Origin of the sequence: Phyllobacterium sp. YR620, from assembly GCF_900104165.1 — a bacterium.
In the GTDB taxonomy this organism is placed as follows: Bacteria; Pseudomonadota; Alphaproteobacteria; order Rhizobiales; family Rhizobiaceae; genus Phyllobacterium; species Phyllobacterium pellucidum.
Genome location: NZ_FNJP01000002.1, coordinates 880,526 through 894,895, shown reverse-complemented (window position 1 = coordinate 894,895; position 14,370 = coordinate 880,526). Strand labels below are relative to the sequence as shown.

The 14,370-nt window shown below is 60.0% G+C and carries 17 protein-coding genes; 8 read left to right on the top strand and 9 right to left on the bottom strand.

The window, feature by feature from the left end:
* Positions 1 to 69: 69 nt before the first annotated feature.
* Both gloB and BLR72_RS11270 read left to right on the top strand, forming a co-directional pair.
* Entirely contained in the window at positions 70 to 840 is a 771-nt protein-coding gene (gloB, locus tag BLR72_RS11275) for a hydroxyacylglutathione hydrolase (RefSeq protein ID WP_091948341.1), read from the top strand.
* Positions 840 to 1,271 carry a cupin domain-containing protein gene (locus BLR72_RS11270; RefSeq protein ID WP_091948339.1) on the top strand — a complete coding sequence of 144 codons (432 nt, stop codon included), beginning with the start codon at positions 840 to 842 and terminating at the stop codon, positions 1,269 to 1,271. The genes gloB and BLR72_RS11270 overlap by 1 nt, the downstream gene beginning before the upstream one ends.
* Before the next feature lie 6 nt (positions 1,272 to 1,277).
* Here the strand turns inward: BLR72_RS11270 and BLR72_RS11265 are convergent, their stop codons facing one another.
* Both BLR72_RS11265 and BLR72_RS11260 read right to left on the bottom strand, forming a co-directional pair.
* Positions 1,278 to 2,138 carry an aromatic amino acid exporter YddG gene (locus BLR72_RS11265; RefSeq protein ID WP_027231330.1) on the bottom strand — a complete coding sequence of 287 codons (861 nt, stop codon included), beginning with the start codon at positions 2,136 to 2,138 and terminating at the stop codon, positions 1,278 to 1,280.
* A gap of 39 nt (positions 2,139 to 2,177) precedes the next feature.
* Entirely contained in the window at positions 2,178 to 2,987 is an 810-nt protein-coding gene (locus BLR72_RS11260; protein ID WP_091948336.1) for a DUF3108 domain-containing protein, read from the bottom strand.
* Between the two features lie 277 nt (positions 2,988 to 3,264).
* Here BLR72_RS11260 and rpmB point away from each other — a divergent pair, with 277 nt between their 5' ends.
* Positions 3,265 to 3,564, top strand: a complete 300-nt coding sequence (rpmB, locus tag BLR72_RS11255; RefSeq protein ID WP_091921235.1) for a 50S ribosomal protein L28 — start codon at positions 3,265 to 3,267, stop codon at positions 3,562 to 3,564.
* Positions 3,565 to 3,663: 99 nt separating this feature from the next.
* Complete coding sequence (locus BLR72_RS11250) at positions 3,664 to 4,314, top strand: queuosine precursor transporter (protein ID WP_091921233.1); 651 nt, start codon at positions 3,664 to 3,666, stop codon at positions 4,312 to 4,314.
* On the opposite strand, the gene BLR72_RS11245 is transcribed toward BLR72_RS11250, so the two are convergent.
* The 4 genes from BLR72_RS11245 to BLR72_RS11230 all read right to left on the bottom strand — a co-directional run bounded on the left by BLR72_RS11245 (position 4,287) and on the right by BLR72_RS11230 (position 8,924).
* Positions 4,287 to 5,297, bottom strand: coding sequence for an esterase-like activity of phytase family protein (locus BLR72_RS11245; RefSeq protein ID WP_091948332.1), 1,011 nt, complete (start codon positions 5,295 to 5,297; stop codon positions 4,287 to 4,289). The genes BLR72_RS11250 and BLR72_RS11245 overlap by 28 nt on opposite strands.
* Positions 5,297 to 7,183 (bottom strand): cobaltochelatase subunit CobT, encoded by a 1,887-nt coding sequence (gene cobT / locus BLR72_RS11240; protein ID WP_091948328.1) that lies wholly within the window; start codon positions 7,181 to 7,183, stop codon positions 5,297 to 5,299. Before cobT ends, BLR72_RS11245 begins: the two co-directional genes overlap by 1 nt.
* A gap of 13 nt (positions 7,184 to 7,196) precedes the next feature.
* On the bottom strand, positions 7,197 to 8,183 hold the full coding sequence (gene cobS / locus BLR72_RS11235; RefSeq protein ID WP_027231324.1) for a cobaltochelatase subunit CobS: 987 nt from the start codon (positions 8,181 to 8,183) through the stop codon (positions 7,197 to 7,199).
* Positions 8,184 to 8,276: 93 nt separating this feature from the next.
* Positions 8,277 to 8,924, bottom strand: coding sequence for a J domain-containing protein (locus BLR72_RS11230; RefSeq protein WP_027231323.1), 648 nt, complete (start codon positions 8,922 to 8,924; stop codon positions 8,277 to 8,279).
* Between the two features lie 124 nt (positions 8,925 to 9,048).
* Here BLR72_RS11230 and BLR72_RS11225 point away from each other — a divergent pair, with 124 nt between their 5' ends.
* Positions 9,049 to 9,351: a BolA family protein gene (locus tag BLR72_RS11225; RefSeq protein ID WP_027231322.1), complete on the top strand. Its 303-nt coding sequence runs from the start codon at positions 9,049 to 9,051 to the stop codon at positions 9,349 to 9,351.
* A 125-nt stretch (positions 9,352 to 9,476) separates the two neighbouring features.
* Here the strand turns inward: BLR72_RS11225 and BLR72_RS11220 are convergent, their stop codons facing one another.
* Genes BLR72_RS11220 through BLR72_RS11210 form a run of 3 tightly spaced genes read right to left on the bottom strand, consistent with a single transcriptional unit; the run spans position 9,477 to position 12,510 of the window.
* Complete coding sequence (locus BLR72_RS11220) at positions 9,477 to 10,763, bottom strand: HlyC/CorC family transporter (protein ID WP_091921224.1); 1,287 nt, start codon at positions 10,761 to 10,763, stop codon at positions 9,477 to 9,479.
* Positions 10,760 to 11,890, bottom strand: a complete 1,131-nt coding sequence (gene aroB, locus BLR72_RS11215) for a 3-dehydroquinate synthase (protein WP_091948326.1) — start codon at positions 11,888 to 11,890, stop codon at positions 10,760 to 10,762. The genes BLR72_RS11220 and aroB overlap by 4 nt, the downstream gene beginning before the upstream one ends.
* On the bottom strand, positions 11,887 to 12,510 hold the full coding sequence (locus BLR72_RS11210) for a shikimate kinase (protein ID WP_175492335.1): 624 nt from the start codon (positions 12,508 to 12,510) through the stop codon (positions 11,887 to 11,889). The genes aroB and BLR72_RS11210 overlap by 4 nt, the downstream gene beginning before the upstream one ends.
* A gap of 132 nt (positions 12,511 to 12,642) precedes the next feature.
* Between BLR72_RS11210 and BLR72_RS11205 the strand changes: the two genes are divergently transcribed.
* The 3 genes from BLR72_RS11205 to BLR72_RS11195 are packed head-to-tail and all read left to right on the top strand — an operon-like array spanning position 12,643 to position 14,286.
* The gene (locus BLR72_RS11205) at positions 12,643 to 12,804 is read left to right on the top strand and encodes a hypothetical protein (RefSeq protein ID WP_051614764.1); all 162 of its coding nucleotides are present in this window, start codon (positions 12,643 to 12,645) and stop codon (positions 12,802 to 12,804) included.
* Positions 12,805 to 12,808: 4 nt separating this feature from the next.
* A complete protein-coding gene (gene xerD, locus BLR72_RS11200) occupies positions 12,809 to 13,735 on the top strand; it encodes a site-specific tyrosine recombinase XerD (RefSeq protein WP_091948323.1) in 927 nt (308 codons plus the stop codon).
* A 38-nt stretch (positions 13,736 to 13,773) separates the two neighbouring features.
* Entirely contained in the window at positions 13,774 to 14,286 is a 513-nt protein-coding gene (locus BLR72_RS11195) for a hypothetical protein (RefSeq protein WP_175492334.1), read from the top strand.
* Positions 14,287 to 14,370: the final 84 nt, after the last annotated feature.

Genomic DNA, 14,370 nt, shown 5'->3' with positions numbered 1-14,370 from the left:
ACAGGTGGGTTGCGCCGCTCAGTAGCAAGGCTATCCTGTTTCTGCTCCCCTTTCTTCAAGAGAACGATCATGTCCAATCTCCAAATCGAACAATTCACGGCACGCAGCGATAATTTCGGCGTTTTGATCCACGATCCGGACGCTGGCCTCACTGCTTCGATCGACGCGCCCGCAGAAGCGGCGATCCTCGATGCCCTGAAGCGGCGTGGCTGGAAGCTAACCCATATCTTTACGACGCATCATCATGGCGACCACGTAGAGGCGAACCTTGCCCTCAAGAAACGTTTCGGCGCCGAAATCATCGGGCCCGCCGACGAGCGTTCAAAAATACCGGGGATTGATCGCGCCGTGAAGCATGGCGAGCGCTTTGCGTTCGGCAACTTCGAGGTCGAGGTCATTTCGACGCCCGGGCACACTGCAGGCGAGATTTCCTATTACATACCGAACGGCAAGGTCGTGTTCACGGGCGATACGCTGTTTTCGCTCGGCTGCGGCAGGCTCTTCGAAGGGACACCATCGACGATGTTTCAGTCGCTGCAGCGCTTGATGGCGCTACCCGGCGACACACAGGTCTATTGCGGACACGAGTATAGCGAAAGCAATGCGCGTTTCGCTCTGACCATCGATCCGGACAATTCGGCGCTGAAGGAGCGCGCCAAGGAGATCATGGCCTTGCGCGAGTCGAGCCTGCCGACCTTGCCGACGACGATATTTCGCGAGATGGCGACCAACCCATTCCTGCGCGCCCATGATCCCGTTATCCGCAAGAACCTGAAGATGGAGAACGCCAGCGACGAGGCGGTGTTCGCCGAAATCCGCAAGCGCAAGGACGTGTTCTGATGACGCTGACGCCCGAGGCCATCCGCAGCTACCTTGGACTTGCGCCGCATCCCGAGGGCGGTTCCTACGTGCAGACGTTTCGCGATAACAGGGAATGGCCGGTCGGCGGTCGCGGCCATTCGACGGCAATTTATTTCCTCCTCGAAAAGGGCGAGGTGTCGGCCTGGCACCGGGTCAAGGACGCTGCCGAAGTCTGGCACTGGTATGGCGGCGCGCGCTTGCTGCTGGCGATTGCATCTGCCGATGGAGCGCGGGAAACCCACCGCCTTGGTCTTGATCTTGCCGCGGGGGAACGGCCGCAAGCGGTCGTTCCGGCGGGACAATGGCAGAGTGCACAAACAACCGGCGACTGGACGCTCGTCGGCTGCACCGTCGCACCGGGCTTTGATTTTGCCCAGTTCGAGCTTGCGGAGCCCGGCTGGGAACCCTGATGTTTTTTATCGGCGCTTGAACAGCATTTCCTTGGCTGCCAGCACCGCGCCGAGCGTGATGAGCAGGCAGGCGAGCATGACACGCGTGGTCGGCTCCGTCACCCCGGCAATGATGAGGACAAGGGTCGAAAGCAAAGGCGCGGCATAGCTTGCTGCGCCCAGCACCTGGATGTTGCCGTGCTTGACGCCGTAATCCCAGACATAGAAGGCGGCGCCGACCGGGAAGAGGCCGAGGCCGAGCACCGCCAGCCACTGAACCGCGCCCTCCGGCCAAATCGTCTGTTCAAGCATCAGGTGTGAGACGAGTGAGAGGACAGATGTCGCCGCGCAAAAGCCTGTCACTGCATCGGTCGGCACATGGGCGAAGCGTCGCGACAGCAGCGAATAGGCAGCCCATGTGAGCGCGCACAGCCCGGCCATGGCATAGCCGAAGCCATATTGCGCATCAAAGCCGAAGCCGCCACCCTTGGTAATGATCAGCACTGTTCCAGACAGGCCAAGCAGCGTACCGACGATGTGGAACCAGCGCAGCTTCTCGCCCGGCATGAGCGCGGAGCCGACAACGATGAAGAGTGGCCAGAGATAGGCGATAAGGCTTGCATCTACCGCAGGGGCATTCCGAAGCGCGGTGAAATAGAGGAAGTGGTAGCCGAAGAGGCCGGCTATACCCAGCAGCCAGACTTTTGCCGGCTGGCGCAGGTTGCGTGCAGCGCCGGGACGCCAAAGCCAGGAAATCAGGCCGAGACTCGTACCGATGGCGAAGGTCATGGCTGTGAGCTGGAATGGTGGCACTTTGCCGGACACATCGGTGAAAAGGGCAAGCATTGCCCACATGATGATCGCAAGAAACCCGACGAACGTGGCCACGCGGCGCCCCCAATTTCGAAACGACCGCCCCCGGCCGCCCTATTTTGTCTTTTCGAAACGGGTCGCGTAAACGGTAACCGTACCGATCTGCGTGCCGATCCTCGCCTGCACGGGCGAATAGATAGCTGACTTGCCCAGCGAAGCAAAGGTGAGACTGATCTTGCTGGAGTTTTTCAAATATTCTATCGCCTTGCGCCCCGCCTGATAGCCGGCGATCGGGACGAATTTCGCGGCACACGTTACGGCATCGCCTTTGAAGCCGCGGGTCGCGAAGGGGGCGACACCACCTGATGGCGACAGCTTGAGATCGACGCGCGTCTGCCCGTCATAAAGATGCAAGGTCTGGGCGCAGACTTCATCGGGACGATCCGCCGCAACCATCACTCCGGATATGGGATCGGCAACGGATTGAAGATCGGCAGGCGTCAGTTCCACCCAGTTCTTCTTTTTGCTGTTAATCGGCGGAACATTGGTTGTGTTGGTCACATTGCCATTGGTGAAGGCAATCGAGGTCAGCTTGTCGCGGTCGCCGTGCCGGTACTTCACCTCATAGGAATTCGGCACAGGTCCGTTCTTGGCAAGGTGCCCGGTGACGTCCAGATTCCCATTCGTATCGTCGAAAATACTGGCTAGGCCGGAACTCGAAAGCTTGCCCGTGACCTTGTAGGCACCATTTTCCTCAACGCTGGTCGAAAAACTCGCCTTGGCGATCGACAAGCCATATATCGACACACGGTAGTCGGTCTTGAACGATTGCGCGCCATGCGCCGGCACGGCTCCGATAAGCGCGGCGGCGGCCAACGGAACGAGAGCTAGTCTTCGGATGGCAAGATGCCGGGTAGGCTTCATTCTGTCATTCCCGTCGGTGCGCGTCCCTTTCTGCGTTTCGAACGTAGAAAGCAGGCAAAGTTGTGATAAAGATGTGAACTGACGGCCTGCCACGCAAGAGCTGTGCCAAACTTCGAGCCGGCAGCAGAAGTAGACTTGACGCGCGCGGCTCATATCACTATAGAAACGCGACTTCCCAATAGGCCGCCTGTCCGATAAGCGCGCCGCTGCACGGCGACGTGCGATGGTAACAAGAAACATTCGGGCTATAGGTAATGAAATTTGAAGGTGAGACCCAATGTCCCGCACATGTGAATTGACCGCTAAATCGGTACAGTACGGTAACAATGTGAGCCATGCGAACAACAGAACGCGCCGCCGCTTTTTGCCGAACCTCTGCCACGTTACGCTGATCTCCGAAGCTCTCGGTCAGAGCTTCCGTCTGCGCGTCTCGGCTCATGCCCTGCGCAGTGTCGAGCATCGCGGTGGTCTGGACGCGTTCCTGGCCAAGGCTGACGAGAAGGAATTGTCGCAGCGCGCTCGTCTCTTGAAGCGCCAGATCGCCAAGAAGCTTCTCGAGGCACCGGTTGCTGCCTGATCCGGCAACGGCTTCCTTTTTATTGCCGTAAGGCCAGCTTCGGCTGGCCTTATTGTTGTCATCATCGTTTTGGCTGGTTCCATTACCCAGGATAAAAAAATGCCGCTCAAAAGCGCTTATTCTCCTTCGGATTTCATTCTTCCCGTCCTCGCCATGTGCGCCGTGGTCGCTGCCTCCAACATTCTGGTGCAGTACCCGTTCAACCATTTCGGCCTTGGTGAAATACTCACCTACGGGGCTTTCACCTATCCGATTGCATTCCTGGTCAACGACCTTGCCAACCGCAGTTACGGCCCCGCGTTTGCGCGCAGGGTCGTCTATGTCGGCTTTACGATCGCTGTGGTCCTCTCGATCTGGCTGGCGACGCCGCGCATTGCGATCGCCTCTGGCACTGCCTTCCTGACAGCTCAGTTGCTCGACATCACTGTTTTCAACAAGCTGCGGCAGTTGACCTGGTGGAAGGCCCCCTTCGCCTCGGCGATTTTCGGCTCGCTCCTCGACACGCTGCTGTTCTTCTCCATAGCCTTCGCCGCGAAATTTGCGTGGATCGATGCAGTGACGGGCCGTCCCGACTCGTCACTCGCCATGCCTGTTCCATTCTTCGGCCATGAGATCCCGCTGTGGATGTCGCTGGGCTTCGGCGACCTCATGGTCAAGATCGTCATGGCCGTGGTGATGCTCGTCCCCTATGGCGCCATTCTCGCCATCTTCGCGCCGGCGATCTATTCGGCCAACCGGAATTCCAGATAAAGATTGCGCTGGACGATCGAGTGGTTGTCGTCGGAAACGAGTGACACCCGCGTCGAGCCGTCCTCGGCCTGCCAGACGTCAAGCGCTTCCATATTGTCGATCTGGTAGCGCATGTCAGCATCAAGAATGACGGGACCTTCCACAGTCGCGCCGGGTACGATGGCGTCGGCGGCTATCCGGCGAATGCGCAGCGCAACGCCGCTCGCAATGCTGAAGCGGCGCTCCAGCAACAGGAGATCGCCGTTCGGCAGAAAATCTCCATCGCTGATGTCGAAACCGTCGACGCGCTTGACGTAGAAGATCCCCTTGCGCGGCCCCTCAAGCACGGCAGCAAACATGTCGCCGGCCTTGTTGATGCTCTTCTCGGTAACCGCAACGCGGGCGCCCCGGAGCGGCCCTGTCTCCGGCGCATAGGCGATCGTTTCGATGCCGCGATTACTGCGGAGCTCGTTCTCCGGTATCGGCAGCGGCAGAAATCTCGGCTTTGACGCGAAGTTTTCAAGATCGAGATCGAATTCGGCGATCCGGTGCACACGTTCGAACGAGACCGTCGCCGTCCTGCCCGAAACGCTCATGCCTTCGGCGTCGGAATTCCATTTGCCCTCAAGAGGCGCGCCGTCCTCGCTCTGGATCGGCGCGAGGCGGAATTTGCCGACCCCGACCGGCCTGCCTTTCTCGTCGCGTTCCATCGTGCCGGCATACCAGAAGCCCGTATCGGTAATGCCGAGAAACGAGCCGCCTTTGTCGAGATAGCGGAACGCCGAAAGGCCGCCGAAGTCGCGATTGGTCGAAGAAAGGTCGAGACCGCCGACGAACTCCAATCCGCCAAAACGGGTTTCTGACGATCCAATCTTAAAGTTGCTGATCGGATATGCCTTGATGACGGCGGGTGACACGCCCTCGTCCTGCGCTTGCGCAGTCAGGGGAATGAGAATAGCGGCTGATAGCAACGCGCGCCGGAAAGCCAGCGCGGGCCGCCGCATTAACGCTTCCGCGCGGATTTCGGCGCCCGTTCCGGTTCCTCGAACAGTGAGGCGAGTTGCTCGGTCATGGCGCCAGCAAGCTCCTCCGCATCGACGATGGTGACAGCCCGTCGATAGTAGCGCGTGACATCGTGACCGATGCCGATCGCGATCAGCTCAATGGGCGAGCGCGTCTCGATCTCTTCGATGACGGCGCGCAAATGCCGTTCGAGATAGTTGCCCGGATTGACCGAGAGCGTCGAATCATCGACCGGCGCGCCATCCGAAATCATCATGAGGATGCGACGTTGCTCGGGACGGCCGAGCAGACGCTGGTGCGCCCAGATCAGCGCCTCGCCGTCGATATTCTCCTTTAGCAGTCCCTCGCGCATCATCAGGCCGAGATTGCGCCGGGAACGACGCCACGGCGCATCGGCGCGCTTGTAGACGATGTGGCGCAGATCATTGAGGCGCCCGGGATTGGCGGGTTTGCCGCGTTCGAGCCAGGCCTCGCGCGCCTGCCCGCCCTTCCAGGCCTTGGTCGTAAAGCCGAGAATCTCGACCTTTACGCCGCAGCGTTCGAGCGTGCGCGCCAATATGTCTGCACAGGTGGCAGCCACCGTGATCGGACGGCCGCGCATCGACCCGGAATTGTCGATGAGGAGGGTGACGACCGTGTCGCGGAAATCCGTATCGCGTTCCTGCTTGTAGGAGAGCGGCTGCGTCGGGTCGATGACAATGCGCACGAGCCGCGCGGAGTCGAGATAGCCTTCCTCGAGATCGAAATCCCAGGAGCGGTTCTGTTGCGCCATCAGGCGGCGCTGCAGCCGGTTGGCGAGGCGCCCGACGACGCCGGAAAGATTGGCCAGCTGCTTGTCGAGAAAGGCCCTCAGCCTGTCGAGTTCTGCTTCGTCGCAAAGCTCTTCGGCGTCAGTCGTCTCGTCGAACTCCTGGGTGAAGACCTTGTAGCCGCTTTCGCTGCCGAGATTGGAGAAAGGCGGATTGGGCCGGCGCGCCTCGCCCGGAATTTCGGCGTCGGCGTCGCTATCTTCTTCCATCTCGTCCGACGAAGCATCGGTGGCCTCGGTTTCCCCGGCCTGGCTATCATCGCTGGACGTGTCGGAATCATCGCTTTCGGACGAATCGCTGCCTTCGTCCTGCTCGGAACCGCCCTCTTCGTTCTCCTCCGGATCGGGCGAATCCTCGCTATTGTCCTGGTCCTCGTCCTGCTGGCTGTCCTGGGCGAGATCCTCGGCCATTTCCATGGAGGCGAGCATCTCGCGCACGACGCGGGCGAAGGCATTCTGGTCGTTGATCTTGGCGGCCAGGTGGTCGATGTCGCCGGAGGCTTTCTCCTCGATCCAGTCGCGCCAAAGGTCGAGGACGTTGCCCGCCGATTCCGGCGCCTTGCGTCCGGTCAGTTTCTCCCGCACGAGCAGCGCCACGGCTTCTTCGAGCGGCGCTTCGGCCTTGTCGGTGATCGCGGGAAAATTGGCCCGCGCATATTTATCCGAAAGCATCGAAGTCAGGTTTTCGGCAACGCCGTCCATGCGCAAGGCGCCGATCGCCTCGACACGCGCCTGTTCGACGGCATCGAAAATCGCCCTCGCCTGCTTGCCTTCGGGGGCGAGCGTCGCATGGATACGGTCATTGTGGCAGGCTTTGCGCAGCGCCATCGAATCGCCAAGACCGCGGGTGACGGCAATGTCGTTGACGGACGGGCGCTTGGGAAGGTCGGGAAGGCGGGCGCGATGGCCGGTCAGCGCCGGCTTGTCATTGCCAAAGCCGACTTCGAGTTCATGATCGCCGGCAATGGCGCGCATGCAGGCGGTAACGGCACGCTTGAAGGGCTCGGAATCGACCGGGCCTTTCGGATTTGTACGTAAGTTATCTCCCGGACCTGCCATTTCCAACAGCCGCTCAGCTTATGACGACGTTGGCCGTTGATTCGGGCAGTTCCTTGCCAAAGGCGCGCTGGTAGAACTCCGCAACGATCGGCCTTTCAAGCTCATCGCACTTGTTAAGGAAGGTAAGCCGGAACGCGAAACCGACATCCTTGAAGATATCGGCGTTTTCCGCCCAGGTGATGACCGTTCGCGGGCTCATGACCGTCGACAGATCGCCGTTGATGAAGGCCGAGCGCGTCATATCGGCGACGCGGACCATCTTCGAGATGATCTCCTTGCCTTCCTTGTTCTGGTAGTGCTTGGCCTTGGCCGCGACGATTGCAGCCTCGTTATCGTGGGGCAGATAGTTGAGCGTCGTCACGATTGACCAGCGGTCCATCTGCGCCTGGTTGATCTGCTGCGTGCCATGATAGAGGCCCGTCGTATCGCCGAGACCGACGGTATTCGCAGTCGCGAACAACCGGAAGGCAGGGTGCGGGCGGATGACCCGGCTCTGGTCGAGCAGCGTGAGGCGGCCGGACGATTCCAGCACACGCTGGATCACGAACATCACGTCGGGCCGGCCCGCATCATATTCGTCGAAAACGAGCGCGACATTGTGCTGGTAGGCCCAAGGCAGGATGCCGTCGCGGAATTCCGTAATCTGCATGCCTTCCTTGACGACGATCGCATCCTTGCCGACGAGATCGATACGGCTGACATGGCTGTCGAGGTTGACGCGGACGCAAGGCCAGTTCAGGCGGGCGGCGACCTGCTCGATATGGGTGGATTTGCCGGTCCCGTGATAGCCGGAAACCATGACGCGGCGGTTATAGGCAAAGCCTGCGAGGATCGCGAGCGTCGTCTGCTTGTCGAAGAGATAGTCGTTGTCGATTTCCGGCACATAGGCATCGCCCGCCTTATAGGCAGGGACCATCATGTCCGAATCAAACCCGAAGAGCTTGGAAACCGAAACCGTTGTATCCGGCAAATTCGCAATATCGCGATCAACCTTGTTCATCATGCCTCCAGCGCGACTGCACGCGCAGACGCAAAACGATAGTCACACCCTGAAACCTCCGGCGAGGTCTCGAAAAATAAGCCGACAGCGGTCCTAGCAGAAACCAGCCTGCTTAAGCAATTGATAGGCCTGGATTACGTCACGGAAACGATCCTCGGAAGCCCGGTCACCGCCGTTGGCATCGGGATGATGGCGCTTCACCAGCTCTTTATAGCGCGACTTGATGTCTTCGCTACTGGCTTTTGCGCCGAGTCCCAGCGTATCCAGCGCTTTCGCTTCCAATGGTTTTGGCTTGCGCACATGAACCCGCGCCTCATTGAAAACGCTGTTGGGATCACGAAAACGATTGAGATAAGCCGCGCGGCCCGAGCGCAGCTTGGAAAAGTCCGGTGATGTGCGCGCGCCGCCAGCGCTTGCAGCCTGGGCGCTTGCGCCGGCGCCCGTTCCAGGCAGGCCAGCGATGGTCCAGGTCGGGCGGTCGCCTGTCAGGGCTTCCTTCTGATAGCGCGCGACTTCGGCATCGGAGAGACCGGAGAAATAATTGTAGCCCTTGTTATACTCGCGCACATGATCGATGCAGAAGTGGAAGAATTCTCCCTCCTTCATGCGGCCCACGGGGGCGCGATGCGGGCCCGGCTTTTCGCAGCCGTCCCACTGACACACCGGAGTGCGCGATTTTTCCTCTTCCGCCTTCTTCGGCCGGATGCGGATGCTGTCAAAATATTTCGAATTCGAGGTCATCTATCTTTGCTAAGCATGAATTGACATTTGCCCATGGATCGACCTAACGCCTGAAATGGCGGTAAATTTGTGATCATGTACGGATTTGCCAAGTGAAACTACCATATGGGCGCAGGAGAACGAAATGTCCACTCAGTCCGCAATCGAAAACAAACTGAACGAGGCTTTTCATCCCGTTTCTTTGGCAGTCATTAATGAAAGCCACCTCCACGCCGGTCACCATCATTCAGACGGCGATCATCATGGCACATTTGACGGGTCGGGCGAAACGCATTTTCGGGTGCGTATTGTCGCGGACGCCTTTACGGGACTGTCGCGCGTCGAGCGCCACCGGGCGATCAACGATGTCCTCAAGGAGGAATTGAACGGGAGCGTTCATGCGCTGGCGCTCGAGCCGGCAGCACCCGGCGAGCCTACACGTAAATAGCGTTCAACACTCCATTCACCGCCTTTCGGGCCTGGCAATCGCGCCCGATTGCGGGGCACAGACCTCGCGCCATGTAGCCGGATCGCGCCAGTCGCGCTGAAGGAATAGTCAGGATTGTCGTGATTCTAGCGGGATTCGGCCTTGTCATCTTCCAGGGGACGGATGCGCAGACGCGTGATGCGGTTTTTTTCCCGCCGCAAAATGGTGAAGCGCTTGCCGTGGAAGGTGAAGGCCTGCTTTTCCTTGGGGATGCTCTGCGTTTCGTGGATAACGAGCCCCGCGATAGTCGTGGCTTCAGCATCGGGCAGGTTCCAGTCGAGCGCGCGGTTGAGGTCGCGAATCGGCACCGAACCGTCGACCAGCACTGAACCGTCAGGCTGCGGCCGGCAGCCCTGCACGTCGATATCGTGCTCATCGGCAATGTCGCCGACGATTTCCTCAAGGATGTCCTCAAGCGTGATCAATCCCTGAACATCGCCATACTCATCGACGACGATCGCGATATGCGCCTTGCGCCGCAAGAACGCATTGAGCTGGTCCTGCAACGTGGTCGTATCGGGCACGAACCACGGCTTGGTCGCGACCTTCATGATGTTGATCTTCGCAAAGTCGCGGTCCGCGTCACGAATGGCCCGCACGAGGTCCTTGGCGTGGACGACACCAACTATGTTGTCGCTCGCCCCCTTCCAGACCGGGATACGCGTGTGATGGCTCGCCAGAATCTCGCCGATCACCGTTTCGACCGGATCGTCGGCATTGACCGAATCCATGTCCGTGCGATGGATCATGACGTCATAGACTTCGAGCTCGCGCAGATCGAGCAGCCCGCCGATCTGGTCGCGGTCGCCTTTGACGACCGAGCCTTCCTTGTGCAGGAGTTCTACCGCGCCGCGCAGCTCTTCCTGCGCCGACAACATGGATGTTCCCGCAGCAAGGTTGATGCCGAAGGCGCCCAGCATCTTGCGCACGATCCAGTTGACGAGGTCAGAGATTGGGCCGAGCACGAAAACCGTGCCCTGGGCGAAACGCACGAGCGCAAGCGCGTGCCGATCCGGGCTCGCAACGGCCCATGATTTCGGCAGGACTTCGGCGAAGATGACAAGCATCACCGTCATGATCGCGGTCGCATAGGCGACACCGGCCTGCCCGAAGAGATCAAGCAGCATGCTTGTCGTCAGCGACGAGGCGAGGATGTTGATCAAGTTGTTGCCGATCAGCATGACGCCGATCAGCCGGTCGCGCTTTTCGATAAGATTGGCAACGATCTTCGCCCGGCTGTCGCCACGGTTCGCGAGGCGATGCATGCGCGCCCGCGATGCCGCCGTAAGCGCCGTTTCGGACCCGGCAAACAGTCCGGAGATCAGGATCAGACCGAAGATGACTCCGCAAAAGATCCAGATTTCCAGGGTCATCTTTGCTGCTTCTCCTGCAAAAAACTCAATACGGCGGATGCCGGCACGTCCTTGGCTATGAAAGACTGGCCGATTCCCCGCGTGAGAATGAAGGTAAGCGCACCACGCGCAACCTTCTTGTCCTGGGCAATATATTCCATCAGCCTTTCGGCGGGCGGCAAATCACCCGGTATTTCGTGGATTGACGTCGGAAGGCCGACCATGCGCAAATGCGTTTCAACCCGCGCGGCGTCGTCGGGGCTCGCCAGGTTCATCTTGGCAGAAAACTGATGGGCGAGCACCATGCCGATCGCTACGGCCTCGCCGTGCACCAGCCTCGAAGAATCATAGTGCGTTGCCGTTTCGAGTGCGTGCCCGAACGTATGGCCGAGATTGAGCAAGGCCCGGTCACCGGTTTCCCGCTCGTCGCGGGCCACCACGTCCGCCTTGGACCGGCAGGAGATGGCGATCGCCTCCGTCCGCTCCGGACCACCTTCGAAAATGCCGCGCCAGTTCTTTTCGAGCCACGCGAAGAAATCGGGCCGGTCGATCAGGCCATATTTGGCAACTTCTGCATAACCGGCGCGGAACTCGCGTGGCGACAGCGTGTCGAGAACATCCGTATCGGCAAGGACAAGTTGCGGCTGGTAGAACAGGCCGACGAGGTTCTTGCCGTGGATGGTGTTGATGCCGGTCTTGCCGCCGACAGAGGAATCGACCTGCGCGAGAAGCGAGGTCGGCATCTGGATGAATCCCATGCCGCGGCGGGCGATGCCCGCGGCAAAGCCGGCGAGATCACCGATGACGCCGCCGCCGAAGGCAACGACAATGTCACCGCGCTCAAGTCGCGCCGAAAGAATAGCATTGGTCACGGTTTCGAGCGTGGCAAAGCCCTTGGACTTTTCGCCGGGTGCAACGATGATGGGCGTCACGTGAACGCCCGCTGCGTTGAGACTGTGCGTCAGGCGTTCAAGGTGCAGGCCGGCCACCGTTTCGTCGCTGACGATGGCAACGCGCATGGCATCGGTCCGATCGGCGATCTCACGACCGGCGCGCTCGATAAGCCCCGAGCCGATGACAATATCATACGAGCGGTCCCCGAGCTTGACGGGAACGATGGTTGTCGCTGCGGCGGATGCTTCCGTCATTTACTCGATTCCTCACCGGTCATCACCACGCCGCCAAGGTGCTCGGCAATTGCCTGCATTGCCTCGAGCGCAATGATCTCTTTCTTTTCTTCGCGCGAATTGATCGTCAGATCGGCCCGGGCATAGATCGGATAGCGCTCGGTCATTAATCGCTCCATGACGCCGCGCGGGTTGTCGTTCTTGAGAAGCGGCCGGTTCTGCTTGCGCGCTACGCGCTGCATCAGCACATCGAGCTCGGCCTTCAGCCAAAGCGAAACGCCCTCCGAGGCGATAGCCCGTCGCGTCTGGTCGTTCATATAGGCGCCGCCTCCGGTCGCAAGCACGATGGGCCCGTCCTCCAGCATGCGGGCAATTACCCGCCGCTCGAGGTCGCGGAACTCGGCCTCGCCATAGGCTTCGAAGAGTTCCGGTATCGTCATCGTCGAGACCTTTTCGATCTCGTGATCGGCGTCGAAGAAGGGCAGTTCGACCAATGCGGCAAGCTTTTTGCCGACCGTTGACTTGCCGGCGCCCATCAGCCCGATGAGCACGATGGATTTGTGCCCAAGGCGCTCGCGGATGGACCTTGCAGTCTCTGATACGTCCGTATGTTCTACTTGGTCTTCAGTGGTGTTCATCATTGCGTATCGACAGGAAAACTCTGTTTTCGTCAAGCAAACTATAGTGGTCCTGCCCTTCTTGCCAGTTTCATGAAATCATAAGGTTTCGACGGCAGGATTATGGAACCTCAAATCTGACCATACGAAGCGAAAATGCCTACCCTGACACGATTGATCCTTGTCCTCGCGATCCTCGCCGGGCTCGTCTATGCCGGCATGGTCGCGCTCGTGACCTTCGTGCATCCCAAGCAGACCGAAATGACCATTCGCATTCCAAGCGAGAAGCTCAACCCGAAGCCCGACCAGAAGAAGTGACGCCATGCGCGCTGCCGCCGCCATTGAAACATTTCTCGAAATGATGAGTGCCGAACGCGGCGCCGCCCGGAACACACTCGAATCCTATCGGCGCGATCTCGAAGACGCAGCCGCCTTCAGCGCGGCGGCTGGCGAGCAGCTGACGGATGCCGCCAATGCGACGGTTCGCGCTTATCTTGACGATATTTCGGCCCGTGGCTTCGCCGCGACCTCGCAGGCCCGCCGGCTCTCGGCGCTCCGCCAGTTCTTTCGCTTTCTGTATACCGAGAATCTCCGGGGCGATGATCCAACGAGCACGCTCGATGCCCCCAAGAAGGAGCGGGCGCTTCCTAAAATCATGAGCGAGGCGGATGTCGAGAAACTGCTTGGGCGCGCCGAGCTTGAGACGAACGATCCGCAAGCCTCCGGCGCATCGCCGATGCAGGCCCTGCGTCTCCATACTCTCCTCGAAATCCTCTATGCAACGGGCCTGCGCGTTTCCGAGCTTGTCGGATTGCCGGTGGCTGTCGCCCGGCAGGACAGCCGGTTCTTGATGGTGCGCGGCAAGGGCTCGAAAGACCGGATGGTACCGCTTTCGACAAAGGCGCGCGATGCGATGAACCGCTACCTCGCCGCCCGTGATGCACAGCCCAATCTTGCCGACAATTCCTGGCTCTTTCCCGCTGTTTCCGAAACTGGCTTTCTGGCGCGGCAGGTTTTTGCCCGCGAGTTGAAAGGGCTGGCGGCCCGCGCCGGGCTAAAAACCTCCGCGATCTCGCCGCACGTCCTGCGGCACGCCTTCGCCAGCCACCTCCTTCAGAATGGCGCCGACTTGCGCGCTGTCCAGCAATTGCTGGGTCATTCCGACATTGCGACGACCCAAATTTACACGCATGTGATGGAAGAACGCCTGCACAGGCTTGTCACGGAGCATCACCCTCTGGCAGACTAGGGAGAAGGGCGAAAAAGCATTCAACCAGAGGTCTGTCCATGTGGCACTTGTTGAAGAAGATGATCACCCGACCGGAGCCGCCGCCCGCCGAGGCCGACGGCGAAGTGATGCATTTTCATGATCGGGGCTTCACCCGCACCAGCCACCTCACCCGCTCCATGGGCTGGCGGCAAAGCTGGAGCTGGAACGAGGTAACCGCCTTCGGCTTTACCTTTACCCCTGCCATGTTTCCCGACCCGTGGTTTGGCGACTATATGGAAAGCCAATGGTTCTTTACCGTCGATGACGGCGAGCGCAAGGAACACATCTACTTCGATGTCACCTGGCTCGATCTTGACCGCCTGCCTCCCGGCCTTCTCGACCGGATGCCGGACCTTGACCTCGACATGTTGCGTGAAGGGTTGCAAACCGCAGCTTTGGGCCCGCGCCATTTTGCTGGCGAAGGTCGCTGGATCGGTTGGCAACACGCAGAACCGAAACCGAGGCGGCGCAAGACTGCCGCGCCGCCAAGGCCGCCGAAGCTTGCAAGGCGCAAGCCCGCGACGAAGTAGCACCACACCTTCGCCTGAATTCCCCCTAATAAGTTGCGCCGCCGGCGCGCCGTTCGGCCATGTTTCTTGACATGCGCCTCGGCA

Excerpts from the sequence above, each read along its gene's own strand:
- gloB (WP_091948341.1), top strand. The coding sequence starts at position 70 with ATGTCCAATCTCCAAATCGAACAATTCACGGCACGCAGCGATAATTTC.
- BLR72_RS11270 (WP_091948339.1), top strand. The coding sequence starts at position 840 with ATGACGCTGACGCCCGAGGCCATCCGCAGCTACCTTGGACTTGCGCCG.
- BLR72_RS11260 (WP_091948336.1), bottom strand. The coding sequence starts at position 2,987 with ATGAAGCCTACCCGGCATCTTGCCATCCGAAGACTAGCTCTCGTTCCG.
- rpmB (WP_091921235.1), top strand. The coding sequence starts at position 3,265 with ATGTCCCGCACATGTGAATTGACCGCTAAATCGGTACAGTACGGTAAC.
- BLR72_RS11250 (WP_091921233.1), top strand. The coding sequence starts at position 3,664 with ATGCCGCTCAAAAGCGCTTATTCTCCTTCGGATTTCATTCTTCCCGTC.
- BLR72_RS11245 (WP_091948332.1), bottom strand. The coding sequence starts at position 5,297 with ATGCGGCGGCCCGCGCTGGCTTTCCGGCGCGCGTTGCTATCAGCCGCT.
- cobT (WP_091948328.1), bottom strand. The coding sequence starts at position 7,183 with ATGGCAGGTCCGGGAGATAACTTACGTACAAATCCGAAAGGCCCGGTC.
- cobS (WP_027231324.1), bottom strand. The coding sequence starts at position 8,183 with ATGAACAAGGTTGATCGCGATATTGCGAATTTGCCGGATACAACGGTT.
- BLR72_RS11230 (WP_027231323.1), bottom strand. The coding sequence starts at position 8,924 with ATGACCTCGAATTCGAAATATTTTGACAGCATCCGCATCCGGCCGAAG.
- BLR72_RS11225 (WP_027231322.1), top strand. The coding sequence starts at position 9,049 with ATGTCCACTCAGTCCGCAATCGAAAACAAACTGAACGAGGCTTTTCAT.
- BLR72_RS11220 (WP_091921224.1), bottom strand. The coding sequence starts at position 10,763 with ATGACCCTGGAAATCTGGATCTTTTGCGGAGTCATCTTCGGTCTGATC.
- aroB (WP_091948326.1), bottom strand. The coding sequence starts at position 11,890 with ATGACGGAAGCATCCGCCGCAGCGACAACCATCGTTCCCGTCAAGCTC.
- BLR72_RS11210 (WP_175492335.1), bottom strand. The coding sequence starts at position 12,510 with ATGATGAACACCACTGAAGACCAAGTAGAACATACGGACGTATCAGAG.
- BLR72_RS11205 (WP_051614764.1), top strand. The coding sequence starts at position 12,643 with ATGCCTACCCTGACACGATTGATCCTTGTCCTCGCGATCCTCGCCGGG.
- xerD (WP_091948323.1), top strand. The coding sequence starts at position 12,809 with ATGCGCGCTGCCGCCGCCATTGAAACATTTCTCGAAATGATGAGTGCC.
- BLR72_RS11195 (WP_175492334.1), top strand. The coding sequence starts at position 13,774 with ATGTGGCACTTGTTGAAGAAGATGATCACCCGACCGGAGCCGCCGCCC.